Origin of the sequence: Acidovorax sp. Root219 (assembly GCF_001428665.1) — a bacterium.
Classification (GTDB): domain Bacteria; phylum Pseudomonadota; class Gammaproteobacteria; order Burkholderiales; family Burkholderiaceae_C; genus Acidovorax.
In genome coordinates, this window is record NZ_LMIJ01000047.1 from 1,450 (window position 1) to 27,855 (window position 26,406).

Genomic DNA, 26,406 nt, shown 5'->3' on the forward strand with positions numbered 1-26,406 from the left:
CGCAAAGAACAAGTGCCTCGGCCGCCGGGCCGAGACCCGGCCTCCGCCCTGAACCAAGGCACGCAGCCAGCATGGACATCCAGCCGTGCACCATGTTTCCTTCGGTAGATACATTCCGAAATAAATCGAAACTGCCCCGAGACCCCCCAAAAACCGCCCAGGCGCACCATAGGACCCATGTTCAACACCGTCCATGAAAGGACTGCACCATGAAACCCTGGATCAAGAAAACCCTGGCCGGCGTGTTCGGCGCCACCATCGTCCTGGGCGGTTTGACCGCTTGTGCAGGCGGCCACCGCCATGGCGAGATGGGCCCCGAGAAGATCGCCGAAATCCGTGGCAAGGTCGTCAACCGCGTGAGCAGCAAGCTGGACCTCAATGACGCGCAGAAGCTCAAGCTCAACGCCCTGGCCGACACCCTGCAGGCCCAGCGTGCTGCGTTCAAGGGCAAGACCCCCGACCCGCGCGCCGAGGTGCAGGCCATCGTCGCAGGCGCCACCTTCGACCGTGCCCGCGCCCAGGCCCTGATGGAAGAGAAGACCCGTGCCGTGCAGACCGCCAGCCCCGAGGTGATCGCCGCCATGGCCGACTTCTACGACAGCCTGAACCCCGCGCAGCAGCAGAAGGTGCGCGACATGATGGACAGGCGCGGCCGCCACGGCGGCGGCTGGATGTCCCACGGCTGAGCGCAGGGAGCCACGCATGTCACCCACGCTGGAACCCATCCACACGCTCACCCAGCGTATGCGCATGCATGGCCCCCGCCTCCTGGCGGGCGTGCCGGACCCCCATGACGAGCTGATGTCGCTGGTCTGGGGCCCGCGCTTCGACCGCGAGCACGCCATGGGCCTGGTGGCCCGGCAACCCGAGCATGCCGCCCTGACGCTGCCTGCGCTGCTGGACGCGGCCGACCGCTTCGACGCCCTGCACACGGGCGCCAAGCACCGCCTGCGCCAATTGATCGTTCGGCACCGTGCCCTGGGCGAATCGCTGTCAATGTAAGAATCGGCCCCATGCACCGGATCCTGCTCATTGATGACGACGCACAGCTTGGCCCCCCGCTGGCGATCTATTTCCAGCGCTTCGAGCTGGAGCTCACGCATGCGCTCAGGCCCAGCGAGGGGCTGGCGCAGCTCGCGGCGGGCGGCTTTGATGCCGCCATCCTCGACGTGATGCTCCCCGAGATGGATGGCTTCGAGCTGTGCCGCACCATCCGCAAGCAGGGTGATCTGCCGATCGTCATGCTCACCGCGCGCGGCGATGTGATGGACCGGGTGGTGGGGCTGGAGCTGGGGGCCGACGATTACCTGCCCAAGCCGTTTGAACCGCGCGAATTGGTCGCGCGCTTGCAGACGGTGCTGCGCCGGCGGCGCAGCGATGGGCCGGGCAACGGGCAGGCCCATGGGCCGCTGGAATTCGAAGGCCTGCACATCGATGCCGCCCGCCGCAGCGTGCTGCGCCAGGGCGAGGCGGTGGAGCTGACCGGTACCGAGTTCGACCTCCTGCACCTGCTGGCACGCGAGCCGGGCCGGGTGTTCAGCCGCGACGACATCCTGAACCAGTTGCGTGGCCACGAGGCCGAGCTCTACACCCGTGCGGTGGACATCGTGGTCAGCCGCCTGCGCAAGAAGCTCGAGCCGCTGGACTGCATCAAGACGCTGCGCAATGCCGGCTACTCGCTGGCGCTGCGAAAGGCAGCACCATGAGGCGCTGGGGCCGCAGCGCAGCGGCACAGCTCCCCGGGGAGCCACCGCAAACTGAGCGGCGCGGCTGGTGGCGCCACCACCATCGCCATGGCGAGGATGGCCAGCCCTGCCCGTGGCACCGGCGCGCCCGCGATGCCGTCGGGCACTCGCTGCGCATCCGCCTGGTGCTGCTGTTCCTGGTGCTGGCCTGCATGACCACCATCACCTTCGTGGGGGGCGTGCAGAAGGCCTTGTCGGTCGGCTGGCGCGAGGCGGCGCGGCCGCTGCTCATGGACTATGTGGACCGCCTTGCCGGCGAGATCGGCACCCCGCCCAGCGTGGAGCGTGCGCAGTCCATCGTGCAGCGCCTGCCCATCCACCTGCGCATCCAGGGGCCGGTGGTCAACTGGGTATCGCACCCCGATATTCCGCGCCCCGACTGGATGCGCGACCGCCTGGGCCGTGACAAGGACAAGGACCGGGCCGAGCGGCACTGGCTGGGCGACAGCGACGATGGCCATCGCCTGCTGCAGCGCACCACGGCCGATGGCCATTCCATCGAGTTTGGCCTCAATGCGATGACCTGGGAGCAAAAGCCGCGCGTGGCCTGGGTCACGCTGTCGGTGCTGCTGCTGCTCACGGGCCTGTCGTACGTCTACGTGCGCCACCTGCTGCGCCCGCTCGACGACATCCGCCGCGGCGCCCGGCGCTTTGGCGAGGGCGACTTTGGCGAACCCATCCCGGTGCGCCATGCCCACCGCCCCGATGAGCTGGGCCAACTGGCCGTCACCATCAACACCATGGGCGAGGACATCCACCAGATGCTGGAGGCCAAGCGCGCCCTGCTGCTGGCCATGAGCCACGAGCTGCGCAGCCCGCTGACCCGTGCGCGCCTGAACACCGAGCTGCTGCCCGAGGGCCCCGACGTGGGGCCCCAGCGCGAGGCGCTGATGCGCGACCTGGGCGAGATGGCCCACCTGATATCCGACCTGCTGGAGAGCGAGCGCCTGGCGGGCCGGCATGCGGCCCTGCACCGCGAGCCCACCAACCTGCCCGAGCTGGCGCGCGAGGTGATTGCCGAGCTGGAGGTGCGGCACGATTGCGCCCACGACATCGTGGTCATCGCCGACCCCGCCTTGCCCGTGCTGGCGCTGGACCGCGGGCGCCTGCGCCTGGTGCTGCGCAACCTGCTGGACAACAGCCTGCGCCACTGCGAGCCCACGGCATCACCGCCCGAGCTGCACCTGCGCAGCACCCCCACGGGTGTGGAGCTGGAGGTGCGCGACCACGGCCCCGGCGTGCCGCCCGAGCACCTGGCGCGCATGGCACACGCTTTCTACCGCCCCGACGTCGCACGCCAGCGCGCCACCGGTGGTGTGGGGCTGGGGCTGTACCTGTGCCGCCTGGTGGCGCAGGCCCATGGCGGGCAGTTCGAGCTGCGCAATGCCTCACCGGGCCTGTCGGTGCGTATCACGCTGCCAGGCGAGCCCGCGCAGGTGACGCCCACCAAGGGCTGAGGCCGCCGTTACCGCTGGCCTGGCGCGGGAGTGGTCATCGCGTCGCGTTGCTGCGCGAAGGCCGCCTTGGCCATGCGCGCGAACAGCGCCGAGCGCGGGTTCCCGTGGACCTGCTGTTCCGGGGTGGCCAGCACCACGGACTGCGCCGCCAGCGGCCCGCGCAGCCGGCGGCAGGCCAAGCGCTTGCCGTCATAGCTCCAATCGCGTACCGGCCGCGTGGTGAGTACGGACACCCCCAGGCCGTTGGCCACCAGCGAGCGCACCATCTCGATCGAGGGCGTCTGATGCGCGATGCGCGGCGTGACGCCCGCCTGCCGGAACAGCGAGAGAAAATACTCGCGGCTGTGCGGCAGGTTGATCAGGATGAAGGGCTCCTGCGCCAGCGTGGACAACTGAAGGCTGCTGCGGGTGGCGAGCGCATGGCCGGCCGGCAGCAGCGCATAGGGCGCGAAGGAGGTCACTGCTTCCAGCCGCACGGCGCGCGCCAAGCCCAGGTCGTAGAGCAGGGCGGTGTCGAGCGCGCCGCGCTCGAGCATCTGCACCAGGGTTTCGGTGTCGGCCTCATGCATCTCGATCTCCACCTGCGGGTGCTTCGCGCGCATGCGCACCAGGATTTCCGGCAGATAGCGGGGTGCCAGCGTGGACAGGCAGCCCACGCGCAGCAGCCCTGCCTCTTCCTCACGCCGCGGCCCTTCGAGGGCGCGGGCCTTCTCCAGCAGCACCTGTGCCTCGCGCTGGCGCAGACGGCCTGCCGCCGTCAGGTCCAGGCCGCGCGCGTGGCGGCGCACGAACAGGGCTTCGTTCCACAGCGCCTCCAGGTCGGCAATCGCCTTGGAGATGGAGGGCTGCGATACGCAGAGCGCATGCGCGGCCCGCGCCGCACCGCCGTGCTGGGCCGCGGCCACGAAATACTCCAACTGGCGCAGGCTGATATTGATCAAGATAGTTGATCCATTGCATCAAGATTGAATATTTTATTTTGATGCAGACATGGGCAACCATGGGACTCCTTGTTTTTTTACGGAGATCCCTGCCGTGACCGGACCCTCCCGCCCGCTGGATGGCATGCGCATCCTCGACTTCAGCCGCGTGCTCGCGGGCCCGCTGTCCACGGCCCTGCTGGCCGACCTGAGGGCCGAGGTCATCAAGGTCGAGCCGCCCACCGGAGACGACTACCGCCACATCGGCCCCATGCGCGAAGGCATGAGCAGCCTGTTCACGGCCCTCAATCGCAACAAGAAGAGCCTGGTACTCGACCTCAAGCACCCCGAAGCCGCGCAGACCATCGCGGCCCTGGCCGCCACGGTGGACGTGGTGGTCGAGAATTTCCGCCCCGGCGTGGCCGAGCGCCTGGGCGTGGGCCCGGTGGCCCTGCGCCGCGTGAACCCGAAGCTCGTGTACGTGAGCATCTCCGGCTTCGGCCAGACCGGGCCGCTGGCGCACCTGCCGGCCTACGACATCATCGTGCAGGCCATGAGCGGCCTGATGGAGTCCACGGGCGATCCAGAAGGCACCCCCACCATGGTCGGCGAGGCCGTGTCCGATGTGATCGCCGGCCTGTTCGCCTCCTGGGCCACGCTGGCCGCCTTGCTCCAGCAGCGCCGCACGGGCGAAGGCCAGCATGTGGATGTGGCCATGTTCGATGCCACGCTGGCATTTCTCGTCACGGGCGTGGGGCGCTACCTGTTCACCGGGCAGAGCCCGCGGCGCAGCGGCAACCGGCATGCGTTCTCGGCGCCCTTCGGCGTGTACCGCGCGCAGGACGGGCATTTCGCGCTCGCCGTGCTCAACCACAAGCTGTTCGCATCGCTCGCGCAACTCATCGGTGAGCCTGCTTTCGCCGATGACGCGCGCTTCGCCAGCGACGAGCTGCGCCATGCCAACGAACCCGTGCTGGCGCAGGCCATCGAGGTCTGGGCCGGCCGGTTGCCCGTGGCCCAGGTGGTGGCCGCGCTGGAGGCGGCCGGCGTGCCCGGCGGTCCGCTGTGGACCACGGCCCAGGCGCTCGAATCCGAACAGGGCAGGGCGCGCGGCCTGTTGCGCGAGGTACACGACCCGCGTTTGCCCGGCCTGCGCGTGCCCACACAGCCGGTCAAGTTCGGTGGCGCCGCGCCCAACCGCGCCGAGCCTGCACCGGCGCTGGGTGAGCACACCGACGAACTCATGGCCGCGCTGCTGCACTGCAGCGGCGAGCGGCTCGCGGCGCTGCGCGAGGCCGGGCTCTTCGGCCCGGCGCAGGCTGCCGCCACCTCCCATTGACACCGCAAGGAGCTTTTTATGACCACGATGAACCGACTGGGTGTGACCCCCGATGACCAGGGCATTGCCGACGCCGTTGCCCGTTTCGCCGCCGAGGTGCTGGCGCCGCGCGCGCGCGAAATCGACGAGCAGGCCTTGTCCGTCACCTGCCATGTGCCGCAGCTCGCCGCCCTGGGCGTGATGGGCATGAACCTGCCCGAGCACCTGGGCGGCGCGGGCGTTACGCCCACGGCCATGCTGCTGTCGTTGGTGGAGATCTCGCGCGCCTGCGCGGCCACCTCGTCGATGATCGGCGCGCACTACCTGGGCACCGATGCGGTGCTCATCGGCGGCAGCGCCGAGCAGCACCAGCGCTTCTTGCCGCGCGCAGCCAGCGGTGAGTGGCTTGCCGGCTTTGCGCTCACCGAGCCGCGTGGCGGCTCCCACCCGGCGGATTTGCGCACCCGGGCCGTGCGCGGGGGCGACCACTACCGCATCGACGGCGTCAAGCACTTCATCTCCAACGCGCGCGAGGCGCAGTTCCTCGTGGTCTTCGCCAAGACCGACCCGGATGCCGGTGCGCGCGGTGTCAGCGCCTTCATCGTGGAGATGGACAGCCCGGGCATCCGCATCTCCTCGCCCGAGAAACTCATGGGCATCCAGGGCGCGCATGCCTTCGAGGTCGCGTTCGATGGCGTGCGCGTGCCGGCCAGCCACCGCCTCGGGGCCGAGGGTTCGGGCTTCAAGACGGCGATGAAGGTGCTGGACAACAGCCGCCTGGACGTGGCGGCCACGGCCCTGGGCATTGCCGAGGCGGCGCTGGAAAGCACCACGCACTGGATGAAGGAGCGCCTGGTGGGCGGCGACCCCCTTGCCGGCAAGCAGGGCCTGCAGTGGATGCTGGCCGACATGAAACTGCGCCTGGAGGCCTCCTGGGGCCTGACCCTGCAAGCGCTTGCACTGCGCCAGGCCGGCCAGCCCTTCACGCTGCAATCGGCCATGGCCAAGCTGCATGCCTCGGAGATGGTCGGGGTCGTGGCCGATGCGGCGCTGCAGATCCACGGCGGCTATGGCTACACGCGCGAAATGCCGCTGGAGCGCTATGTGCGCGATGCCCGCATCCTGCGCATCTACGAGGGCTCCTCCGAAGTGCAGCGCAACATCATTGCGCGCACGCTGCTGGGCTGAGTGCGGGTGGTTGCACCTTTCTGGTGCAATCAGGGCGCCTGGCACTGGCCCGCAATTTGCTAAATCGCTGTGCCGGTAAAGCACCGGCCAACGCCCCGAGCGGGCCCGACCATGGGATGGCCCGAAAGGCGGTCCCAAGAGACGGGAGGCGGGGCGGTTTCTTGGGGCCGAGGGCCGGGTTTCCTAGCGTTTACCCTGTATAGACAGGTACGATAGAAGCTCCATCATCGGACCCAGGAAGCAAGGCCTGCTTTCCTCCGGATGCATAAAAGTACTTTTTTCCCCTACAGGAGCTGATGATGAGCCGAACGGTTGTGAAGATGGCGTCGCTGGCAGCGGCGGTTGCGTGTGTGGTGGGGCTGGCCGCACCGGCCCAGGCCCAGGAGACCAAGATAGTCCTGGGCATGTCCGGCTGGACGGGCTTCGCCCCGCTGACGCTGGCGGACAAGGCAGGCATCTTCAAGAAGAACGGCCTGGACGTGGAGCTGAAGATGATCCCCCAGAAGGACCGCCACCTGGCGCTGGCCTCCAAGGCCATCCAGTGCGCGGCCACCACGGTGGAGACCCATGTCGCCTGGAACACCAACGGCGTGCCCATCGTGCAGATCTTCCAGCTCGACAAGTCCTACGGCGCCGACGGCCTGGCCGTGCGCAACGACGTCAAGGGCTTTGCCGACCTCAAGGGCAAGACCATCGGCGTGAGCGCACCGGGCACCGCCCCGTACTTCGGCCTGGCCTGGATGCTGTCCAAGAACGGCATGAGCCTCAAGGACGTGAAGATCGTCTCGCTGGAGCCCCAGCCGGCCGCGCAGGCCTTCGTCTCGGGCCAGAACGACGCGGCCATGACCTACGAGCCCTACCTGTCCACCGTGCGCGCCAACCCTGCGGCCGGCAAGATCCTGGCCACCACCATCGAATACCCGATGGTGATGGACACCGTGGGTTGCGACCCCGTGTGGCTCAAGGCCAACCCCAAGGCCGCGCAGGCACTGACCAATTCGTACTTCGATGCGCTGGAAATGATCAAGGCCGACCCGACCAAGTCCAACGAGATCATGGGCGCCGCCGTCAAACAGACGGGCGAGGCCTTCGCCAAGTCGTCGGCCTTCCTGCGCTGGCAGGACAAGGCCGCGAACCAGAAGTTCTTCGCAGGTGAGCTCACGTCCTTCATGAAGGATGCCGGCGCCATCCTGCTCGAAGCCGGCGTGATCCGCAAGGCGCCCGAGAACTTCCCTGCGATGTTCGACGACAGCTTCATCAAGTAAGCAACCACCAAAGGATCGAACCATGAGTCGCGTGATGGGTGTTGCACCTGTGCTGGAGCCCGAGCGGCCTCGCCGCCGGGCCCTGGCCCCGCTAGAACCTGTGAGCACCCGCACGCGGCTGGTCCTGGGAGTGGCGTTTTTCATTCTGTTCTTCGCCGTCTGGTCGGTGTTCACGCTGGGGGGCTTCGTGTCGCCCACGTTCCTGGCCAGCCCGGTCACCATGGCCAAGGAAGGCTGGCTGCTGTTCACCGAGTTCGGCTTCCTGCACGACATCGGCATGACCGTGTGGCGCGTTCTCGGCGGCTTCATTCTGGCTGCCATCGTGGCGGTGCCCCTGGGCATCGCGATGGGCGCGCACAAGGGGGTGGAAGCCTTCCTCGAGCCCTTTGTGTCGTTCTGCCGCTACCTGCCGGCTTCGGCCTTCATTCCGCTGCTGATCCTGTGGGCGGGCCTGGGCGAGATGCAGAAGCTGCTGGTGATCTTCATCGGCTCGGTGTTCCAGATCATCCTGATGGTGGCCGTCATCGTCGGCAACGCCCGCAAGGACCTGGTGGAGGCTGCCTACACGCTGGGCTCCACGCCCACCGGCATCGTGCGCCGTGTTCTCATCCCGGGTGCCGCACCCGACATCGCCGAGACCCTGCGCCTGGTGCTGGGCTGGGCCTGGACCTATGTGATCGTGGCCGAGCTGATCGGCTCGTCCTCGGGCATCGGCCACATGATCACCGACAGCCAAGCGCTGCTGAACACGGGCCAGATCATCTTCGGCATCATCGTCATCGGGCTCATCGGGCTGGTGTCGGATTCCTTCTTCAAATTCGTCAACCGCCGTCTGTTTGCGTGGAGTGCCCTGCGATGAGCCCGCTGCTGTCCATCCAAGGTGTTTCGCGCACCTTCGTCAGCCCCAAGGGGCAGGTGACCCAGGCCTTGCTGCCCGTCGATTTCGACGTGCAGGAAAACGACTTCGTGACCATCCTCGGCCCCTCGGGCTGCGGCAAATCGACCATGCTGCGCATCGTGGCCGGCCTGGACCACCCCACCTCGGGCCGTGTGCTGCTGGGCGGGCGCCCCGTCGAAGGGCCGGGTGCCGACCGCGGCATGGTGTTCCAGAGCTACACGCTGTTCCCCTGGCTCACCATCGAGCAGAACATCCGCTTCGGCCTGCGCGAACGCGGCATGCCCGAGGCGCAGCAAAAGGAGCGCGCCGACTACTTCATCGCCAAGGTGGGCCTGCGCGGTTTTGAGCAGCATTTCCCCAAGCAGCTTTCGGGCGGCATGCAGCAGCGCACGGCGATTGCCCGCGCGCTGGCCAACGACCCCAAGATCCTGCTGATGGACGAGCCCTTCGGCGCCCTGGACAACCAGACCCGCGTGCTCATGCAGGAGCTGCTGCTGGGCATCTGGGAGGCCGAGCGCAAGACCGTGATGTTCGTGACCCACGACATCGACGAAGCCATCTTCATGGCCAACCGCGTGGCGGTGTTCAGTGCCCGGCCCGGCCGCATCAAGACCGAGCTGGCCGTGGACCTGCCGCACCCGCGCCATTACACGATCAAGACCTCGCCCGAGTTCATGGACCTCAAGGCGCGCCTGACCGAAGAGATCCGCGCCGAATCCATGGCGGCGGACGCGCACTGAGCCGCCAGGGCTGACCACCACCATGCCAACCGCTTCCACCGCCCGCGCACTGCGCCCCAAGGCCACGCCGCAGCCCGCTGCGCAGCCCGAGGTGTCTGCGCTGGCCCTGTACCAGCAGATCAAGGACCACATCGCGCGCAAGATCCAGGACGGCTCCTGGAAGGCCGGCGACCGCCTGCCGTCCGAGAACGACCTGGTGACCCAGTTCGGCATGTCGCGCATGACCGTGAACCGCGCCCTGCGCGAGCTGGCCGAGCAGGGCCGCATCGTGCGCGTGGCCGGCGTGGGCAGCTTCGTGGCCGAGGACAAGCCCCAATCCACCTTGCTGCAGATCGCCAACCTGGCCAGCGAGATCCGCCAGCGCGGGCATGACTACCGCTGCAAGGTGCTGACCGTGGAGCGCGTCTCGGCCACGATGGAAGTGGCGGCGGCGCTGGACATGCGCACCGGCGAGTCGGTGTTCCACGCCGTGTGCGTACACCTGGAGGACGGGTTGCCCGTGCAGCTCGAAGACCGCTACGTGAACCCGCGCGTCGTGCCGCAGTTCGCGCAGCAGGATTTCACGCTGCTGCAGCCTTCTGAATTCCTGGTGCGCAACGTGCCTTTCGACCAGGTCGAGCATGTGGTGGACGCCGTGCTGCCCACGGCCGACCAGGCCCTGCTGCTCGAAATGGACCCGGCCCAGCCCTGCCTGCTGCTCACGCGGCGCACCTGGAGCCGGGGTGTGCCCGTGACCATGGTGCGCTGCCTGCACCCGTCGTCGCGCTACCGGCTGGGGAGCCGCTTCCGGGCGGACGGCAACCCGGTTTTTGAATAGATAGCCAGGGCGCAGCCAGACGGCGGCATCCCGTTTTTTTCGCTCATGCCAACTTGTATATACAGGATTAACCAATGACCACTGCAACCTCTGTATCCCCAAGCACCCTGCTGCTGCGCCCCGGACAGGTGAGCCTGGCCGAGCTGCGCCGCCTGAGCGCCGGTGGCCTGCGCCTGGCGCTCGACCCTGCGGCCCTGGCCGGCATGCAGGCCTCCGAAGCCACCGTGCAGCGCATCGTGGACGAAGACCAAGTGGTCTACGGCATCAACACCGGCTTCGGCAAGCTTGCCAGCACCAAGATCGCCCATGACCGCCTGGCCGAGCTGCAGCGCAACCTGGTGCTCTCGCACAGCGTGGGTACGGGCGAGTCGCTGCCCGATCCGGTGGTGCGCATGGTGCTGGCCACCAAGGCCGTGAGCCTGGCGCGCGGCCACTCGGGCGTGCGCCCGGCACTGGTCGATGCCTTGCTGGCGCTGGCCAATGCCGACGTGCTGCCCGTGATCCCGGCCAAGGGCTCGGTCGGCGCCTCGGGCGACCTGGCGCCGCTGGCCCACATGGCCTGCGTGCTCATCGGCGAAGGCCAGGCCAAGGTCAATGGCCAGGTGGTCTCCGGCCGCGAAGCCATGGCCGCCGTGGGCCTCGATCCCTTCGTGCTCGGCCCCAAGGAAGGCCTGGCGCTGCTCAACGGCACGCAGGTGTCCACCGCGCTGGCGCTGGCCGGCCTGTTCGGGGCCGAGAGCGTGCTGGCCGGCGGCCTGGTGTCGGGTGCGCTGTCGCTCGAAGCCATCAAGGGTTCGGTCAAGCCGTTCGATGCTCGCATCCACGAGGCGCGCGGCCAGGCCGGGCAGATCGCCGTGGCGGCCGCCGTGCGCGGGCTGCTCGAAGGCAGCGAGATCGATCCCTCGCACCCGAACTGCGGCCGGGTGCAAGACCCTTACTCCATCCGCTGCGTGCCCCAGGTGATGGGCGCGTGCCTCGATAACCTCACCCACGCCGCGCGCGTGCTGCGCATCGAGGCGAATGCCGCGTCCGACAACCCGCTGGTCTTCACCGACACGGGAGAAGTGATCTCGGGCGGCAACTTCCACGCCGAACCCGTGGCCTTCGCAGCAGACATCATCGCGCTGGCCGTGTCGGAGATCGGTGCTATCTCCGAGCGCCGCATGGCGCTGCTGCTGGACACCGGCCTGTCCGGCCTGCCGGCCTTTTTGATCCGCGACAGCGGCGTGAACTCGGGCTTCATGATCGCCCAGGTCACCGCCGCCGCGCTTGCGGCCGAGAACCAGTGCCTGGCCCACCCGAGCAGCGTGACCAGCCTGCCCACCTCGGCCAACCAGGAGGACCATGTGTCCATGGCCACCTACGGCGCACGCCGCCTCGGTGACATGGTGCGCAACACCGCCGTCATCGTCGGCATCGAGGCCATGGCCGCCGCGCAGGGCATCGACTTCGAGCGCGTGCCGGCACCGGGCGCCACAGCAGCCCCCTGGCTCAAGAGTTCCGCGCTCATCGAAGCGCAACTCGCCGCCATCCGCCAGCGCGTGGCCTTCCTGGAGCAGGACCGCTACCTGGCGCCCGACATCGAAGCCATGCGCCTGTGGGCGCTCGAATCCGCCTGGCCTGCGCCCCTGACCCAGTGCCTGCCCAGCCACGCCTGAGCTTGTCCATTCACCCGTTTTCTTCGCACCCACGTTGACCAGGAGATCACCATGAACGCCAACGACGCCATCCTGTCCGCCACCTCCGCCGATCCTCGCCACGATCCCACGCGCGTGATCCGCGCGCCGCGCGGCACCGAACTCACCTGCAAGAACTGGCTCATCGAAGCGGCCTACCGCATGATCCAGAACAACCTCGATCCCGAGGTGGCCGAACGCCCGCAGGACCTGGTGGTCTATGGCGGCATCGGCCGTGCGGCGCGCAACTGGGAGTGCTTCGACCAGATCCTGGCCTCGCTCAAGGACCTGAACGATGACGAGACCCTGCTCGTGCAGTCGGGCAAGCCAGTGGGCGTGTTCAAGACCCATGCCAACGCGCCGCGCGTGCTGCTGGCCAACTCCAACCTGGTGCCCAAGTGGGCCACCTGGGAGCATTTCAGCGAACTCGACCAGAAGGGCCTGTTCATGTACGGCCAGATGACCGCCGGCAGCTGGATCTACATCGGCAGCCAGGGCATCGTGCAGGGCACGTTCGAGACCTTCGTCGAGGCCGGCCGCCAGCACTACGGCAACAGCCTGGCAGGCAAGTGGATCCTCACGGCCGGCCTGGGCGGCATGGGTGGCGCGCAGCCGCTGGCCGCCACGCTGGCCGGTGCCGTGTCGCTCAACATCGAGTGCCAGCAAAGCAGCATCGACTTTCGCCTGCGCACCCGCTACGTGGACAAGCAGGCCAAGGACATCGACGACGCCATCGCCCTCATCGAGCACCACACGGAGCGCAAGGAAGCCGTCTCCATCGCGCTGCTGGGCAATGCCGCCGACGTGCTGCCCGAACTGGTGCGCCGCGCCCAGGCCGGCGGCATCAAGCCCGACCTGGTGACCGATCAGACCTCGGCCCACGACCTGGTCAACGGCTACCTGCCCAGCGGCTGGACCGTGCCCGAGTGGCAGGCCGCCATGAAGGACCCTGCGCGCCACGCGGCCCTCACTGCCGCTGCCGCCCAGAGCTGCGCCGTGCACGTGCAGGCCATGCTCGACTTCCAGTCCATGGGCGTGCCCACGGTGGACTACGGCAACAACATCCGCCAGGTGGCGTTCGATCAGGGCGTGAAGAACGCCTTCGACTTCCCGGGCTTTGTGCCGGCCTACATCCGACCCCTGTTCTGCGAAGGCAAGGGTCCGTTCCGCTGGGTCGCGCTTTCGGGCGACCCGGAAGACATCTACAAGACCGACGCCAAGATCAAGGAGCTGTTCCCGAACAACACCCACACCCACCGCTGGCTGGACATGGCGCGCGAGCGCATCAGCTTCCAGGGCCTGCCAGCGCGCATCTGCTGGCTGGGCCTGGGCGAGCGCCACATCGCCGGCCTGGCGTTCAACGAGATGGTGAAGAACGGCGAGCTCAAGGCCCCCATCGTGATCGGCCGCGACCACCTGGATACCGGCTCGGTCGCCAGCCCCAACCGCGAGACCGAAAGCATGAAGGACGGCACCGACGCCGTGAGCGACTGGCCGCTGCTCAACGCGCTGCTCAACACTGCGGGCGGTGCCACCTGGGTCAGCCTGCACCACGGCGGTGGCGTGGGCATGGGCTACTCGCAGCATTCGGGCATGGTGATCGTCGCCGACGGCACCGATGCTGCGGCCGAGCGCCTGGCGCGCGTGCTGGTCAACGACAGCGGCAGCGGCGTGATGCGCCACGCCGATGCCGGCTACGACCTGGCCGTGGCCACTGCCAAGAAGCAGGGCCTCAAATTGCCCATGGTGCGCTGAGCGCAGGCCATACAGCATCCGCACCAAGGCCCTGAGACATGCCCAAGGACGCGCTAATGCTTCCCGCCGTGCCCACGGCCGACCGGGTGCTGCAGGTGCTGGCCGTGCTGGCCCAGCAGGGCAAGTCCATGCCTGTAGCCGAGCTCATGGAGCGCACGGGCCTGGCGCGCAGCACGCTGTACCGCCAGCTCGCGCGGCTCAAGCGCTGGGGCTTCGTGCTCGAAAGCGATGGCTGCTATGCCCCCGGCCCGCTGAGCCTGCAGCTGGCGCTGGGCTTCGATCTGGCCTCGCACCTGGTGCGCCAGGCCCGGCCCGACATGGTGGACCTGGCCCAGCAGTCGCAGGAAAGCGTGGGCCTGATCGTCGCCGTGAACGACCAAGCCATCTGCCTGGACATGGTGGAGAGCCAGCATTCGCTGCGCTGCTCTTTCGAGAAGGGGCGCAGCGTGCCCTTGCGCGCAGGGGCCTCGGCCAAGTGCGTATTGGCCCACCTGCCCGAGGCGGTGCGCGCTGCCGTGCTCGACAGCCAATGGGGCGCAGGCACGCCCGAGCGCGATGCCGCGCAGCGCGAGAGCGATGCCATCCGCAAGGCGGGCTTTGCCATGACCGCCGGCGAGGTGGACCCCGGCGTCTGGGGCTGCAGCGTGCCCCTGTTCGGCGCCTCGCGCCAGTCTGTGGGTGCCATCACGCTGATGGCACCCATCGTGCGTGCCAGCGGCCAGGAAGAAGCCCTGATCCGTATGGCCGTGGTGGCCGCCGCGCGCATCTCGCGCCAACTGGTTCTGCATTGACTGACAACGACGACAAGTGATTTTTCCGATGACCGCCTCACTCCCCGTAGCCTTGCTGTTCCCCGTCCCTGGGCAAGAGGCCTGACCATGGTCCAGTTCTTCGATCTGGCTTTCACCCCCAGCGTGCCCTGGAAGAACGGTGGCGGCAGCACCCGCGAGCTGGCCTGCTGGCCGCAGGGCGCGGGCATGGATGGCTTCGAGTGGCGCGTGAGCGTGGCCACGATTGCCGCAGCGGGCCCGTTCTCGGCCTTTCCGGGGGTGGACCGGCAGATCATGCTGCTCGACGGCGACGGAGTGCACCTGCGCTCCAACGACGGCCAGCTGGACCACGACCTCGATCAGCCCTGGCAGCCGCTGGCCTTCAAGGGCGATGTTGCCGTGGATTGCGCCATGCTGGGCGGGCCGTCGACCGACTTCAACCTCATGGTGCGCCGGGGCCGCTGGCACGGCGGCCTGCAGGTGACCGGCCATGCGCGGGTGGCAGGGCGCGCACGCGCCGGCCTGTGCATGGTGCTGCGCGGGCGCTGGCGTTGCGGTGAAGAGGTGCTGGAGCCCGGCCAGGGGCTGTGGTGGAGCGATGGCACCGCAGAAAATGCGCTCGAGCCTTTGGATGCCGATCCAGCATTGGCCTGGATCGACCTGGATATGGAACCCTCCGACTGACTTTTGCCCATGACACCCACCACCATCCCCACCCTTCAAAGCCATCCTTCGGCCGATGGCATCTGGATCGGCATGCGCCCGGCCCCCGACCTGTGCATAGCCGATGTGCCTGTTCCCCAGGGTGCCACCACCTGCGTGGTGGTGCAGGGCGGAACCGTGCAATGGGTGGGGCCGCAGGACGCATGGCCCGCCGCCTGGAATGCCCTGCCGCGCTTTGACGCGCGGGGCGCCCTGGCCACACCAGGCCTGGTGGATTGCCATACCCACCTGGTCTATGGCGGCCAGCGTGCCAACGAATTCGCGATGCGCCTGGCGGGCGCCACCTACGAAGAGGTGGCCAGGGCCGGCGGCGGTATCGTCTCGTCGGTGCGCGCCACGCGCGAAGCCAGCGAGGATGAACTCTTGGCCCTGGCCCTGCCGCGCCTGCAGGCGTTGCTGGACGAGGGTGTCTGCGCCATCGAGATCAAGTCGGGCTATGGCCTGGCGCTGGAACACGAGCGCAAGCAGCTGCGCGTGGCGCGCCGCCTGGGCGATGCGCTGGGCGTGACCGTGTGCACCACCTTCCTGGGTGCACATGCGCTGCCGCCCGAGTACGCGGGCCGCAGCCAGGACTACACCGACCTGGTCTGCAACGAGATGCTGCCCGCGCTGGCCGCCGAGGGCCTGGTGGACGCGGTGGACGTGTTCTGCGAACGCATCGCCTTCACGCTGGCCGAGACGGAGCAGGTCTTTCAGGCCGCGCGCGCGCTGGGCATTCCGGTCAAGCTGCACGCCGAGCAGCTCTCGGACATGGGCGGGGCCGCGCTGGCCGCGCGCTACGGTGCGCTCTCGTGCGACCATATCGAGCACCTCTCGCAAGCAGGGATCGATGCCATGAAACAGGCCGGCACCGTGGCCGTGCTGTTGCCCGGCGCCTACTACACGCTGCGCGACACGCACCTGCCGCCCATCGCCGCGCTGCGCGAGGCCGGCGTGCCCATGGCCGTATCTACCGACCACAACCCCGGCACCTCGCCCGCTTTGAGCCTGCTGCTCATGGCCAACATGGCCTGCACGCTGTTCCGCCTGACGGTACCCGAGGCGCTGGCCGGCATCACCACGCACGCCGCGCGCGCGCTGGGCCTGCAGGACACGCATGGCCTCATCGCATCGGGCCGGCCGGCCAATTTCGTGCTCTGGCCGTTTGCCGACGCGGCGGAGCTGGCCTACTGGTTCGGCCACAAGCCCGCGCGCACCATCGTGCGCCAGGGGCGCATCGCGAAAGGGGCCTGAGCCCATGGCCACGCACAGCGAATTCCTGGCGGCGCTGGTCGAGGCGCTGGGCGCCGACCGCGTGCAGGTGGGCGATGCCGTGCCCCCGCGCCACAACACCGACTGGAGCGGCACGGCCCCCGTGCCACCGCTGGCGCTGGTGCGCCCGCGCAGCACCGAAGAAGTGTCGGCCCTGCTGCGCCTGTGCCATGCCCACCGCGTGCCCGTGGTGCCCCAGGGCGGCCTCACGGGGCTGGCCGGGGCGGCCGTGCCCTGCGCGGGCGGGGTGGCGCTGTCGCTGGAGCGCATGAACGCCATCGAGGCGGTGGATGCACGCTCTGCCACGCTGACCGTGCAGGCCGGTGCCACCGTGCAGGCGGTGCAGGAGGCCGCGCTCGCCGTGGGCCTGCAGTTCGGCGTGGACTTCGGTGCGCGCGGTTCGGCCCAGGTGGGCGGGGCCGTGTCCACCAATGCGGGCGGCAACGGCGTGCTGCAGCACGGCATGGTGCGCGAGCAGGTGCTGGGCCTGGAGGTGGTGCTGGCCGACGGCACGCTGCTGCCCATGCTGCGGCCCATGCTCAAGAACAACACGGGCTACGACCTCAAGCAGTGGTTCATCGGCGCCGAGGGCACGCTGGGCGTGGTCACGCGCGCGCTGCTGCGCCTGCGGCCGCTGCCGCGCGCCAAGGCGACCGCGCTGGTGGCCTTGTCTGATTTCGATGCGGCGCTGGCGCTGCTGGCCCGGCTGCAGGGGCGCTTTCCGGGTGCGCTGTCGGCCTTCGAGCTCATGTGGCGCGATTTCGTCGAGGCCTCGCTGCGCTGGCAGACGCTGCGCGAGCCGTTCGAGGCGCCGCACCCGTTTGCTGCGCTCATCGACGTCGGCGGCCAGGACGAAGCCGGCCTGCGCGACGCGCTGGAAGAAGTGTTGGGCGAGGCCATGGAGGCCGGTGAGGCCATCGATGCCGCCATCGCCCAGTCGCAGTCCCAGGCGCAAGCCTTGTGGAAGATCCGCGAGGCCACGGCAGAGCTGCCCGCGCACATGCACCCCCCGATCAACTTCGACGTGAGCCTGCCGCAGGCCGACATCGGCCGGTTTGCGCAGGAATGCCGCACCGCGCTGTCTGCACGCTGGCCCGGGCATCTCACGGTGTTCTTCGGCCATATCGGCGATGGCAACCTGCACCTGTCCACCGACGCCTCCACCGTGGGCGGTGACGAGGCTGCGGTCGAGGCACTGGTGTACGCCCAGGTGGCGGCCTTTGGCGGCAGCGTCTCGGCCGAGCATGGCATCGGCCTGCACAAGAAGCCCTACCTCCACGCCAGCCGCACCCCGGCCGAACTGGCTGCCATGCGCGCCATCAAGCAGGCGCTCGACCCCCTCCATCTCATGAACCCCGGCAAGGTATTCGACCTATGAACGCTGTTGCATCCGCCATCCAGGCCCTGGCCCGCCCCGAGGTGGCCCCGCTGCCCGCCTACAATGCCGGCCTGTCGTCCGATGCCGTGCGCCAGCGCTACGGCGTGACCGAGATCGCGCGCCTGGCCAGCAACGAGAACCCCTATGGCGCCAGCCCCGCCGTGGCGCGTGCGCTGGTGAACCTGGCGGCGCGGGTGGGCACCTACCCCGACGCGAACTGCACCGCGCTGCGCGCCGCCATCGCGGCGCGCACGGGCGTGGCGCCCGAGGGCATCGTCGTCGGCAATGGCTCCGAAGACATCCTGCAGATGCTGTGCCAGTCCTTTCTGTCGCAGGGCGACCGGGTGCTGGCCCAACGCCCGGCCTTCGGCCTGCACGAGATCTACCCGCGCATGATGGGCGCGCAGGTCGAACTGCTGGCGCTCACGCCCGAACTCGGCTTCGACGTGGATGCCTGGTGCGCCGCCCTGGCGCGCGGCCCCAAGATCGCCATGCTGGCCAACCCCTCCAACCCCGTGGGCTGCATGTTCACGGCGCAGGAATTCGAGCGCCTGCTTGCGGCCACGCCCGCGCACACGCTGCTGGTGGTGGACGAGGCCTACTACGAGTACGCCTGCCATGCGCAGAGCTACCCCGACGTGCTGGCCCTGCTGCGTGGCCGTGCCGCGCCATGGATCGTGCTGCGCACCTTCTCCAAGGCCTGGGGCCTGGCGGGCCTGCGCGTGGGCTACGGCCTGGCCAGCGACGCGGCCCTGGTGCAATTGCTCGACCGCGTGCGTACGCCCTTCAACGTGAACCACGCGGCCCAGGCTGCGGCGCTGGCGGCCTGGGGCGACGAGGCCTTCATGCGCCAGAGCGTGGCCGAGACCGTGCGCCTGCGCGGCGTGTTGCTGGGGCGCCTGCAGGCCTTGGCGGGCGTTCGCATTGCGCCTTCGGCCACCAACTTCCTGTTCCTGGACATCGGTCGGCCCAATGGCCCGGTGAACGAGGCCCTGCTGGCCTGCGGCCTTATCACCAAGCCCTGGAAGGAGCCGGGTTTCGAGACCTTCATCCGCGTCTCCATCGGTACGGAGGCGGAGAACACGCGTTTCGCCGACGCGCTGGCCGCGATCCTGGAGGTGGCTGCATGAGCGCAACCACCATGCTGTTTGCCGAGCACGCCTTGCTCCCCGGTGGCTGGGCGCGCGACGTGCTGCTGCAGTGGGACGCCACGGGCCGGCTGCAGTCCGTGGCCCCGGGCTGTGCGGCCGGCGTCGCGCCACGCGCCACCGGGCCCGTGGTGCCAGGCATGCCCAACCTGCATTCGCACGCCTTCCAGCGCGCCTTCGCGGGCCTCACCGAGTACCGCGGAGAAAGCCAGGACAGCTTCTGGAGCTGGCGCAACCTGATGTACCGCTTTGCGGCGCAGATCACGCCCGAGTCGCTGGAGGCCATTGCCACCTGGCTTTACGTGGAGATGCTGGAGGCCGGTTACACCTCGGTCTGCGAATTCCACTACGTGCACCACGACCAGGACGGCCGGCCCTATGCCGACGATGCCACGCTGTCGCTCGCGCTGCTGCGCGCGGCGCGCAATGCGGGCATCGGCATCACGCTGCTGCCGGTGCTCTACCAGACCAGCGGCTTTGGCGCCAGGCCACCGCGTGCGGACCAGGCACGCTTCATCCGCAGCACCGACAACATGCTGGCTCTGCTGGAGCGCCTTGCGCCCCTGGCGAAGGCGCAGGGTGCTGGCCTGGGCCTGGCACCGCACTCGCTGCGCGCCGTGCCGCCCGACAGCCTGGCTGCCGCCGTGCAGGGCCTCACCGCCATCGATGCCCACGCCCCCATCCACATCCACATCGCCGAGCAGACCCAGGAGGTGGACGACTGCGTGGCCTGGAGCGGCCAGCGCCCCGTGCAGTGGCTGCTGGAGCACATGGCCGTGGACGCGCGCTGGTGCTTGGTGCACGCCACGCACATGACACCGCAGGAGTATGCCGATGCCGCGCGCAGCGGTGCCGTGGCCGGCATCTGCCCCACCACCGAGGCCAACCTGGGCGACGGCATCTTCGACATGCCGCAGTGGCTGGGCCATGGCGGTGCCTGGGGCGTGGGCTCGGACAGCCATGCCTGCGTGAACGCGGCCGAGGAATTGCTGATGCTGGAGTACAGCCAGCGCCTGTCGCTGCGCCAGCGCAATGTGCTGGCAAGCGCGGTGCAGCCCCAGGTGGCCACGGCCATGTGGCTCGCGTCCGTGCAGGGCGGGGCGCAGGCATCGGGCCGCCCTGTGGCGGGCCTGGCCGTGGGCCAGCAGGCCGATTTTGCGGTGCTGGACCCGTCGCACATTGCGCTGGCCGGGTTGCCGGTCGAGGCCATGCTCTCGGCCCATGTGTTCGGCAGCCACCGCACCAGCGCGCTGCAGGGCCTGTGGGTGGGCGGCGCGCAACGGGTCGTCGCCGGCCGCCATGCCTTGCATGAGAGTGCGGCCATCGCCTTTGCGCAAGCCCGTGCAGCGACCATCGCGCCACAATGAACGAATTTTGAAAAGCGTCCCTTGAGACCCCCGCCATGACCGTCACCACCCAACCCGCCTTCACCCTCCACCAGGGCACCGCGCCGCTGCTGATTTCCATGCCGCATGTGGGCACCTATGTGCCACCGGCCATCGCCGCGCGCTTCACCGACGAATGCCGCCAGGTGCCCGACACCGACTGGCACCTGGAGCGCCTGTACGATTTTGCGAAAGGCATGGGCGCATCCATCCTCGCGGCCACGCATTCGCGCTACGTGGTGGACCTGAACCGCCCGCCCGATGGGGCCAGCCTCTACCCGGGCCAGAGCGTTACCGGCCTGTGCCCGGTGGACACCTTCGACGACACGCCCATCTACACCCGGGGCGACGTGCCCGACGACACCGAAGTGGCCGAGCGCCGCGATGCCATCTGGGCGCCGTACCACGCGCAGCTGCGCGCCGAACTCGACCGCATCCGTGCTGCCCATGGCGTGGCGGTGCTGTGGGATGCGCATTCGATCCGCTCGGTGCTGCCGCGCTTCTTCGAAGGCAAGCTGCCCGACCTGAACCTGGGCACAGCCAACGGCGAGAGCTGCGACCCGGCGCTGGCGCAGGAGCTGCTGGCCATTGCGCAGGCCGCGCCGGGCCATACCGCCTTGCTCAACGGCCGCTTCAAGGGCGGGCACATCACGCGCCACTACGGCCAGCCCGCGCAGAACGTGCATGCGGTGCAGCTGGAGATGACGCAGTGCAGCTACATGCAGGAAGCCCTGCCTTTCGACTACCTGCCCGAGGTGGCGGCCGGCGTGCAGCCGCACCTGAAACGCATGCTGGAGGCGGCGCTGGCCTTTGCGCAGGCGCGCGCCAAGGGCTGAGCTGCGCAGCTTTACCGCCGACAGGGCCGTTGTTGAACGGGTATAGGTGCTACCATGGGCCGAGCGGTCCTCGCAGGGCCGCAGGTGCGCCCCTTGGCCACCATTGCGGAAGGAGCCGCACCCTCGTGGACCCAGCGGCCTATTACTACATGCCCTTGTTCAAGCCCGGCGCCTTCGTGCACCTGGGGTTGAGCCGCGAGACGGTGAGCCACATCGTGGTGCGCCGCGACGCCATGATGGTCTACCTTGTGGGGCACGAATCGCCTGTGCATCCCGATGCACTTCGGCTGGCGCCCACGGCCTTCCATCTCGCGCGCGTTCCAGACAGGATCTGAAAAGCACTGCCCGGATTGCTTTGCGTCCCGGTGCAGCCGCAGGAGGCGGCAGCTCTGGGGGCAAGCCAGGCACGCCTGCGCGGAGGCATTATTCCATTGGGTACTGCGCCATGGCCTCGCCCAGGCGCACGGGACGCGCCGGAGCCCATTCGGCGTTGAACTGGAACGGCCCCTTGGGGAACAGCATCACCACGGTGGAGCCGAGCAGGAAACGGCCCATTTCCTCGCCCTTTTGCAGCGACACCTGGCCGGCCGGGTAGTCCCAGTGGCGCAGCACGCCGGTGCGCGGCGGGTTCACCTGGCCATGCCAGACGGTGGCCATGCTGCCCACGATGGTCGCGCCCACCAGCACCAGCACGAAGGGCCCGTGGGCCGAATCGAAGAAGCACACCACGCGCTCGTTGCGCGCGAACAGGCCGGGCACGCCGCGCGCCGTGGTCGGGTTCACCGAAAACAGGTCGCCGGGCACATGCACCATGCGCGTGAGCTGGCCTGCGCAGGGCATGTGGATGCGGTGGTAATCGCGCGGGCTCAGGTACAGGGTGGCGAAGTAGCCATCGTCAAAGCGCGCAGCCAGCGACGAATCGCCGCCCACCAGTGCCGTGGTGGAGTATGAATGGCCCTTGGCCTGGAAGATCTGGTCCTTCTGGATGGGGCCGAACTGGCTGATGGCACCGTCCACGGGGCAGACCAGGTCGGCATCGGCCAGGGGTCGCGCGCCGGGCTGCAGGGCCCTGGTGAAGAAGTCGTTGAACGAGGCATAGGCCGCGATGTCCGGATTGGCCGCCTCCGCCATGTTCACCTGGTAGTGGGACACGAAGCCGCGGATGACTGCGGTGGTCAGTCCCCCCAGGCGGGCCGAGGCGAATTTTCCCGCCAGGGCGGTCATGGCCTGCTTGGGCATCAGGTACTGGGGGAGAACGGCGAGGCTGTCAGACACTGTGGGAACATCCTTGGAAAGGGGTGCGGGCCATTCTACTGATGGCGGGCGCTCAAAAATGTAGGTATGCAGCCTGTTGTGCGGGCTGTGTTGGCCAAGTAGCGGGGCGCGGTGCCCAGTCCTCGGATGCCTGCACCAGGGCGCCGACGAAACTGCCCAGGTCGATGCCCAGTGCGCTGGCCGCAGCCTCGGCGCCTGCATCGCCGCGGCGGGCGCTGGTTGCGAACCGGCTGAATGCGGGCCAGTCGCGCGCCAACTGCTCTACCGCGATGCGGGCGAGGTCATACGACAGCGCGTTGCCATCGTCCGTGCGGTGGAACGAGTCGCCCGACCAGAACTCCTGCACGCGCTCGGCATTCCAGAATGCCAGGTGGCGCTGGTGCATGGCCTGCGGCGTCTGGGCAGGGCGGCGCGCGCCTGTCAGGCGGTGCTCGGTGTTCACGGCCAAGCCTTCATCGAGCCAGGTGGGCAGGCGCAGGTACGACAGGGCGCTGTGCGTGAGCTCGTGCGCGATCACGGGCTCGATGGTGGACAGGTCGGCCTGCACCACCACGAAGTGCGGGCAGCCGTTGTGGATGAACATGCCGCCGCTGAAGGCGAACTCCCCGCCATCGGGGTAGAACTGGCCCACGTAGTGGTAGTAGAGCTCTTCGCTCTCGAGCACCAGCAGCACGCTTTTCTCGCCTGGGTTGAAGCGGGCCACGCCATCGAGCACGCGCGCGATGCGCTGGCGCGTTTTGGTGACGTAGCCCGCCATGGCCTGTGCCACTGGCGGCTCCAGAGGGGACAGGATGTGCACGTCCGCGCTCTCGTGCAGGTGCATGTGCGGGCCAATCGCATCGCGCAGGTGCAGCAGCCAGGCGCGGCGGCCCAGGGCGATGGCCTCTGTGGTGGCTTCGGGGGTGGGGGCTTGTCCGGCCCAGTGGTCGAGTGCCTGCCAGTCCATCAGGGGCAGGCCGGCGGGGGCGCTCAGGTGGTCCCGCACGGTGAAGGGTTCGAGGCCGGCCATGCGCAGCACCTGCGGCGCCGGGGGCTGTTCGCCGCCCTGGACCGGCAAGGCCAATGCTGCAGGCCGTGAATCCTCTGGCGGCGCAAACTGGTAGCGCGCCATGAACGCGCCGAGGAAGGGCAGGATCCAGATGCCCATCACCATCAGCGCCTTGCGGTTGCCGAACTCGTGGCTGCGCAGCACGCGCCGCGTGGCCCAGACGTTGGTCAGCACCAGGGCGGCAAGGAGCAACAGGAAGACGGCGAGGGCAGGGGACATGGACAGCTTGGCGGGGCGGGTGGACCGCCGGATGCTAAGGCAAGACGAGACGGGTCCCGCGCACCGGGAGAGGGCGGTTGTGTCAAACGCCCAGGTGCTGCTCCAGCAACTGCGGCTGGGAGCACAGGGTCTCTGAGCTGCCCTCGAACACCACCTGGCCCTTGACCAGGATGACGTTGCGGTCGGTGATCTGGGTGACGTGCTTCCAGTTCTTGTCGACGATCACGCTGCTGATGCCGCTGGCCTTGATGAGGCTGCAGATGCGCCAGATCTCGCGCGCGATCAGCGGGGCCAGGCCCTCGGTGGCCTCGTCGAGGATGAGCACGTCGGGATTCGTCATCAGCGCGCGGCCGATGGTCAGCATCTGCTGCTCGCCGCCGCTGAGCTGCTGTCCGCCGTGGCCCAGGCGCTCCTTGAGGCGCGGAAAGGTCTCCAGCACGCGCTCGTAGGTCCAGTCGCGCTGGCCGCGCGTGCCGGCGCGGGCGGCCATCTGCAGATTTTCGACCACGCTCAGGTTGCCGAAGATGCCGCGCCCCTCGGGCACATAGGCGATCCCCAAGCGTGCCACCTCGTAGGGTGGTCGGCCCGTGGTGTCGTGCCCGGCCACGGCCACGCTGCCCGAGCGCGGCTTCACGAGGCCCATGAGCGACTTGAGCAGCGTGCTCTTGCCCATGCCGTTGCGGCCCATGAGGCCGATGGTCTCGGCCTGGCCCACGGTGAAGTCCACCCCGTGCAGGATGTGGCTGGCGCCGTAGAAGGTGTTGAGGCCCCGGGCCTCGATGAGGGGCGTGTTTTGCTGCGGTGCCATGTCAGTGTTCCTCACCCAGGTAGGCGGCCTGCACGTTGGCGTCGGCGCGCACTTCGGGCGGCGTGCCGCTGGCGATGGCCTCGCCGTTGACCATCACCGTCAGATGGTCGGCCAGTGCGAACACGGCATCCATGTCGTGCTCCACCAGCATCATCGCGTGGCCCGGCTTGATGCGCAGCAGCAGTTGCACCATGCGCTCGGCCTCGGCCACGCCCATGCCGGCCAGGGGCTCGTCGAGCAGCAGCACCTGGGGTTCGGTGGCCAGGGTCATGGCGATCTCGAGCTGGCGCTGCTCGCCGTGGCTCATGGTGCCGGCCACGGCATCGCGCCGCGCCTGCAGGCCCGCCAGTTCGATGGCCCGGTCCACACGCTCGCTGCTGGCGCGGTTGTGCGGGCCCTGGTCGCGCGTGTCACGCCACCAGCGCAGCGGGTTCCAGGGCTGCTGCGGGTCGCGCGACTGGGCGGCCAGGCGCACGTTCTCGTGCACGGTGAAGGGCAGAAAGATGTTGGTCTTCTGGTAGCTGCGGCCCAGGCCCTGGCGCGAGATGCGCTCGGGCGCCCAGCCCGTCACCTCGGTGGCGCCCAGCCGTATCTCACCGGCCGTGGGGGGCAGGTCGCCCGAGAGCAGATTGGTCAGCGTGGACTTGCCCGCGCCGTTGGGCCCGATCACCGCATGGATGCGCCCGCGCCACAGGTCCACCGAGACGCCGTTGACGGCGGCCAGGCCGCCGAAGCGCTTGGTGATCTTGTGGGCCGACAGCAGGACTTCGTGCTCAGCCATGGTCCGTGCCTCCCTTGGCGGCGCGCAGGCGCACCAGCATGCCCAGCAGCCCGCGCGGCGCCACCAGCACCACCAGCACGATGAAGCTGCCCATGAGCAGTTGCCAGTGCTTGGTGATGTCCTTGAACACATGCAGCAGGTACTCGAACGCGAAGGCGCCGACGATGGCCCCCGCGAAATTGCCCATGCCGCCCAGGATGACCATCATGATGGCGTGCGCGCTCATGTGAAAACCCATGAGCTCGGGGTTCACATAGCCCGTCTGCGCGCCCCACAGGTAGCCCGCCAGGCCGGCCAGGGCGCCGGCCACGGTGAAGGCCGTGAGCTTGTAGCCCTGGGTGGAAAAGCCCATGGCGCGCATGCGGTGCTCGTTGACGCGGATGCCCGCCAGCGCCCGGCCCAAGGGGCTCCAAAGCAGCCGGCGCAGCCCCGCGTAGACCAGCCCCACCAGCGCCAGCGTGAAGTAGTAGAAGGTGCGGCGCCCTTCGAGGTCGAACAGCATCCAGCCGAACACCGAGGCATCAGGGCGCAGGTTGATGTAGATGCCGTCCGAGCCGCCCAGGATCTTGTTGTCGAAGAACAGGTAGAACACCATCTGCGCGAACGCCATGGTCACCATGATGAAGTAGATGCCGTGCGTGCGCACCACGAAGAAGCCGATGAACAGCGCCACCAGGGCCGAGCCCGCCACGGCGGCGGGCAGCGACCACCACAGGCTCACCGGGGCATCGGCCGGGGTGAGAAAGGCCAGCGCATAGCCTGCCACGCCGAAGTAGGCCGCGTGGCCCAGCGAGACCAGGCCGGTCACGCCCTGCAGCAGATCAAGGCTCATCGCGAAGATGGCCATGATCATCATGCGCGTGACCATCTGCACATAGAAATCGCTGCCCACGAACGGAAACGCCAGCAGCGCGACGAGGCCGAGCACGAGCACGAACTGCACGCTGCGCGGCAGCACCTCCAGGTTGGTGCGGGGTGTGCTCATGCGGGCCTCCGCGGGGCTGG

Annotated in this window: 26 protein-coding genes; 20 read left to right on the top strand and 6 right to left on the bottom strand. The window is 68.8% G+C overall.

The genetic code is table 11. The features are described from left to right. Positions 1-209: 209 nt before the first annotated feature. From ASE28_RS30000 to ASE28_RS30015, 4 genes are read left to right on the top strand one after another with little or no spacing between them, the layout of a single operon-like run. On the top strand, positions 210-686 hold the full coding sequence (locus ASE28_RS30000) for a Spy/CpxP family protein refolding chaperone (protein WP_057269682.1): 477 nt from the start codon (positions 210-212) through the stop codon (positions 684-686). Positions 687-702: 16 nt separating this feature from the next. Beyond that, positions 703-1,002: a hypothetical protein gene (locus tag ASE28_RS30005; protein WP_057203830.1), complete on the top strand. Its 300-nt coding sequence runs from the start codon at positions 703-705 to the stop codon at positions 1,000-1,002. An 11-nt stretch (positions 1,003-1,013) separates the two neighbouring features. Next, a complete protein-coding gene (locus tag ASE28_RS30010) occupies positions 1,014-1,706 on the top strand; it encodes a response regulator transcription factor (RefSeq protein ID WP_057269683.1) in 693 nt (230 codons plus the stop codon). Next, a complete protein-coding gene (locus tag ASE28_RS30015; protein WP_057269684.1) occupies positions 1,703-3,202 on the top strand; it encodes a HAMP domain-containing sensor histidine kinase in 1,500 nt (499 codons plus the stop codon). The genes ASE28_RS30010 and ASE28_RS30015 overlap by 4 nt, the downstream gene beginning before the upstream one ends. 8 nt (positions 3,203-3,210) lie before the next feature. Here the strand turns inward: ASE28_RS30015 and ASE28_RS30020 are convergent, their stop codons facing one another. Continuing rightward, positions 3,211-4,143, bottom strand: coding sequence for a LysR substrate-binding domain-containing protein (locus tag ASE28_RS30020; RefSeq protein ID WP_057203827.1), 933 nt, complete (start codon positions 4,141-4,143; stop codon positions 3,211-3,213). Positions 4,144-4,192: 49 nt separating this feature from the next. Here ASE28_RS30020 and ASE28_RS30025 point away from each other — a divergent pair, with 49 nt between their 5' ends. From ASE28_RS30025 to ASE28_RS30100, 16 genes are all read left to right on the top strand, one after another. Next, complete coding sequence (locus tag ASE28_RS30025; protein ID WP_057269685.1) at positions 4,193-5,461, top strand: CaiB/BaiF CoA-transferase family protein; 1,269 nt, start codon at positions 4,193-4,195, stop codon at positions 5,459-5,461. Positions 5,462-5,479: 18 nt separating this feature from the next. Next, the gene (locus ASE28_RS30030) at positions 5,480-6,628 is read left to right on the top strand and encodes an acyl-CoA dehydrogenase family protein (protein ID WP_057269686.1); all 1,149 of its coding nucleotides are present in this window, start codon (positions 5,480-5,482) and stop codon (positions 6,626-6,628) included. 299 nt (positions 6,629-6,927) lie between these two features. Continuing rightward, positions 6,928-7,893: an ABC transporter substrate-binding protein gene (locus ASE28_RS30035; RefSeq protein ID WP_057269754.1), complete on the top strand. Its 966-nt coding sequence runs from the start codon at positions 6,928-6,930 to the stop codon at positions 7,891-7,893. Between the two features lie 22 nt (positions 7,894-7,915). Beyond that, entirely contained in the window at positions 7,916-8,752 is an 837-nt protein-coding gene (locus ASE28_RS30040) for an ABC transporter permease (RefSeq protein ID WP_057203824.1), read from the top strand. Then, complete coding sequence (locus tag ASE28_RS30045) at positions 8,749-9,531, top strand: ABC transporter ATP-binding protein (protein ID WP_057203823.1); 783 nt, start codon at positions 8,749-8,751, stop codon at positions 9,529-9,531. Before ASE28_RS30040 ends, ASE28_RS30045 begins: the two co-directional genes overlap by 4 nt. Positions 9,532-9,553: 22 nt before the next feature. Next, on the top strand, positions 9,554-10,348 hold the full coding sequence (gene hutC, locus ASE28_RS30050; RefSeq protein WP_057269687.1) for a histidine utilization repressor: 795 nt from the start codon (positions 9,554-9,556) through the stop codon (positions 10,346-10,348). Positions 10,349-10,422: 74 nt separating this feature from the next. After that, positions 10,423-12,006, top strand: coding sequence for a histidine ammonia-lyase (hutH, locus tag ASE28_RS30055; RefSeq protein WP_057269688.1), 1,584 nt, complete (start codon positions 10,423-10,425; stop codon positions 12,004-12,006). Between the two features lie 51 nt (positions 12,007-12,057). Next, a complete protein-coding gene (gene hutU / locus ASE28_RS30060) occupies positions 12,058-13,779 on the top strand; it encodes a urocanate hydratase (protein WP_057269689.1) in 1,722 nt (573 codons plus the stop codon). Positions 13,780-13,817: 38 nt separating this feature from the next. Continuing rightward, positions 13,818-14,570, top strand: a complete 753-nt coding sequence (locus ASE28_RS30065) for an IclR family transcriptional regulator (RefSeq protein WP_057269690.1) — start codon at positions 13,818-13,820, stop codon at positions 14,568-14,570. 87 nt (positions 14,571-14,657) lie between these two features. Continuing rightward, positions 14,658-15,233 (top strand): HutD family protein, encoded by a 576-nt coding sequence (locus tag ASE28_RS30070; RefSeq protein ID WP_057269691.1) that lies wholly within the window; start codon positions 14,658-14,660, stop codon positions 15,231-15,233. A gap of 9 nt (positions 15,234-15,242) precedes the next feature. Then, a complete protein-coding gene (hutI, locus tag ASE28_RS30075) occupies positions 15,243-16,505 on the top strand; it encodes an imidazolonepropionase (protein WP_057269692.1) in 1,263 nt (420 codons plus the stop codon). Positions 16,506-16,509: 4 nt separating this feature from the next. Further along, positions 16,510-17,901: an FAD-binding oxidoreductase gene (locus ASE28_RS30080; RefSeq protein WP_057269693.1), complete on the top strand. Its 1,392-nt coding sequence runs from the start codon at positions 16,510-16,512 to the stop codon at positions 17,899-17,901. Beyond that, positions 17,898-19,031: a histidinol-phosphate transaminase gene (locus ASE28_RS30085; protein WP_057269694.1), complete on the top strand. Its 1,134-nt coding sequence runs from the start codon at positions 17,898-17,900 to the stop codon at positions 19,029-19,031. Before ASE28_RS30080 ends, ASE28_RS30085 begins: the two co-directional genes overlap by 4 nt. Continuing rightward, on the top strand, positions 19,028-20,416 hold the full coding sequence (locus ASE28_RS30090) for a formimidoylglutamate deiminase (protein ID WP_057269695.1): 1,389 nt from the start codon (positions 19,028-19,030) through the stop codon (positions 20,414-20,416). The genes ASE28_RS30085 and ASE28_RS30090 overlap by 4 nt, the downstream gene beginning before the upstream one ends. A 35-nt stretch (positions 20,417-20,451) precedes the next feature. Beyond that, positions 20,452-21,270: an N-formylglutamate deformylase gene (hutG, locus tag ASE28_RS30095; RefSeq protein WP_057269696.1), complete on the top strand. Its 819-nt coding sequence runs from the start codon at positions 20,452-20,454 to the stop codon at positions 21,268-21,270. Positions 21,271-21,395: 125 nt separating this feature from the next. Then, the gene (locus tag ASE28_RS30100) at positions 21,396-21,605 is read left to right on the top strand and encodes a hypothetical protein (protein ID WP_057203812.1); all 210 of its coding nucleotides are present in this window, start codon (positions 21,396-21,398) and stop codon (positions 21,603-21,605) included. A gap of 88 nt (positions 21,606-21,693) precedes the next feature. Here ASE28_RS30100 and asd read toward each other — a convergent pair whose 3' ends face one another. The 5 genes from asd to ASE28_RS30125 all read right to left on the bottom strand — a co-directional run bounded on the left by asd (position 21,694) and on the right by ASE28_RS30125 (position 26,386). Then, positions 21,694-22,545: an archaetidylserine decarboxylase gene (gene asd / locus ASE28_RS30105; RefSeq protein WP_057203811.1), complete on the bottom strand. Its 852-nt coding sequence runs from the start codon at positions 22,543-22,545 to the stop codon at positions 21,694-21,696. Positions 22,546-22,597: 52 nt separating this feature from the next. Next, positions 22,598-23,812: a hypothetical protein gene (locus ASE28_RS30110; RefSeq protein WP_057203810.1), complete on the bottom strand. Its 1,215-nt coding sequence runs from the start codon at positions 23,810-23,812 to the stop codon at positions 22,598-22,600. Between the two features lie 82 nt (positions 23,813-23,894). After that, positions 23,895-24,620: an ABC transporter ATP-binding protein gene (locus ASE28_RS30115; RefSeq protein ID WP_057269697.1), complete on the bottom strand. Its 726-nt coding sequence runs from the start codon at positions 24,618-24,620 to the stop codon at positions 23,895-23,897. A gap of 1 nt (position 24,621) precedes the next feature. Next, positions 24,622-25,401, bottom strand: a complete 780-nt coding sequence (locus ASE28_RS30120; RefSeq protein ID WP_057203808.1) for an ABC transporter ATP-binding protein — start codon at positions 25,399-25,401, stop codon at positions 24,622-24,624. Beyond that, positions 25,394-26,386 (bottom strand): branched-chain amino acid ABC transporter permease, encoded by a 993-nt coding sequence (locus tag ASE28_RS30125; RefSeq protein WP_057269698.1) that lies wholly within the window; start codon positions 26,384-26,386, stop codon positions 25,394-25,396. Before ASE28_RS30125 ends, ASE28_RS30120 begins: the two co-directional genes overlap by 8 nt. Between the last annotated feature and the right edge of the window lie 20 nt (positions 26,387-26,406).

Coding starts and splice junctions, on each gene's coding strand:
- ASE28_RS30000 (WP_057269682.1), top strand. CDS start 210: ATGAAACCCTGGATCAAGAAAACCCTGGCCGGCGTGTTCGGCGCCACC.
- ASE28_RS30005 (WP_057203830.1), top strand. CDS start 703: ATGTCACCCACGCTGGAACCCATCCACACGCTCACCCAGCGTATGCGC.
- ASE28_RS30010 (WP_057269683.1), top strand. CDS start 1,014: ATGCACCGGATCCTGCTCATTGATGACGACGCACAGCTTGGCCCCCCG.
- ASE28_RS30015 (WP_057269684.1), top strand. CDS start 1,703: ATGAGGCGCTGGGGCCGCAGCGCAGCGGCACAGCTCCCCGGGGAGCCA.
- ASE28_RS30025 (WP_057269685.1), top strand. CDS start 4,193: ATGGGCAACCATGGGACTCCTTGTTTTTTTACGGAGATCCCTGCCGTG.
- ASE28_RS30030 (WP_057269686.1), top strand. CDS start 5,480: ATGACCACGATGAACCGACTGGGTGTGACCCCCGATGACCAGGGCATT.
- ASE28_RS30035 (WP_057269754.1), top strand. CDS start 6,928: ATGAGCCGAACGGTTGTGAAGATGGCGTCGCTGGCAGCGGCGGTTGCG.
- ASE28_RS30040 (WP_057203824.1), top strand. CDS start 7,916: ATGAGTCGCGTGATGGGTGTTGCACCTGTGCTGGAGCCCGAGCGGCCT.
- ASE28_RS30045 (WP_057203823.1), top strand. CDS start 8,749: ATGAGCCCGCTGCTGTCCATCCAAGGTGTTTCGCGCACCTTCGTCAGC.
- hutC (WP_057269687.1), top strand. CDS start 9,554: ATGCCAACCGCTTCCACCGCCCGCGCACTGCGCCCCAAGGCCACGCCG.
- hutH (WP_057269688.1), top strand. CDS start 10,423: ATGACCACTGCAACCTCTGTATCCCCAAGCACCCTGCTGCTGCGCCCC.
- hutU (WP_057269689.1), top strand. CDS start 12,058: ATGAACGCCAACGACGCCATCCTGTCCGCCACCTCCGCCGATCCTCGC.
- ASE28_RS30065 (WP_057269690.1), top strand. CDS start 13,818: ATGCCCAAGGACGCGCTAATGCTTCCCGCCGTGCCCACGGCCGACCGG.
- ASE28_RS30070 (WP_057269691.1), top strand. CDS start 14,658: ATGGTCCAGTTCTTCGATCTGGCTTTCACCCCCAGCGTGCCCTGGAAG.
- hutI (WP_057269692.1), top strand. CDS start 15,243: ATGACACCCACCACCATCCCCACCCTTCAAAGCCATCCTTCGGCCGAT.
- ASE28_RS30080 (WP_057269693.1), top strand. CDS start 16,510: ATGGCCACGCACAGCGAATTCCTGGCGGCGCTGGTCGAGGCGCTGGGC.
- ASE28_RS30085 (WP_057269694.1), top strand. CDS start 17,898: ATGAACGCTGTTGCATCCGCCATCCAGGCCCTGGCCCGCCCCGAGGTG.
- ASE28_RS30090 (WP_057269695.1), top strand. CDS start 19,028: ATGAGCGCAACCACCATGCTGTTTGCCGAGCACGCCTTGCTCCCCGGT.
- hutG (WP_057269696.1), top strand. CDS start 20,452: ATGACCGTCACCACCCAACCCGCCTTCACCCTCCACCAGGGCACCGCG.
- ASE28_RS30110 (WP_057203810.1), bottom strand. CDS start 23,812: ATGTCCCCTGCCCTCGCCGTCTTCCTGTTGCTCCTTGCCGCCCTGGTG.
- ASE28_RS30115 (WP_057269697.1), bottom strand. CDS start 24,620: ATGGCACCGCAGCAAAACACGCCCCTCATCGAGGCCCGGGGCCTCAAC.
- ASE28_RS30120 (WP_057203808.1), bottom strand. CDS start 25,401: ATGGCTGAGCACGAAGTCCTGCTGTCGGCCCACAAGATCACCAAGCGC.
- ASE28_RS30125 (WP_057269698.1), bottom strand. CDS start 26,386: ATGAGCACACCCCGCACCAACCTGGAGGTGCTGCCGCGCAGCGTGCAG.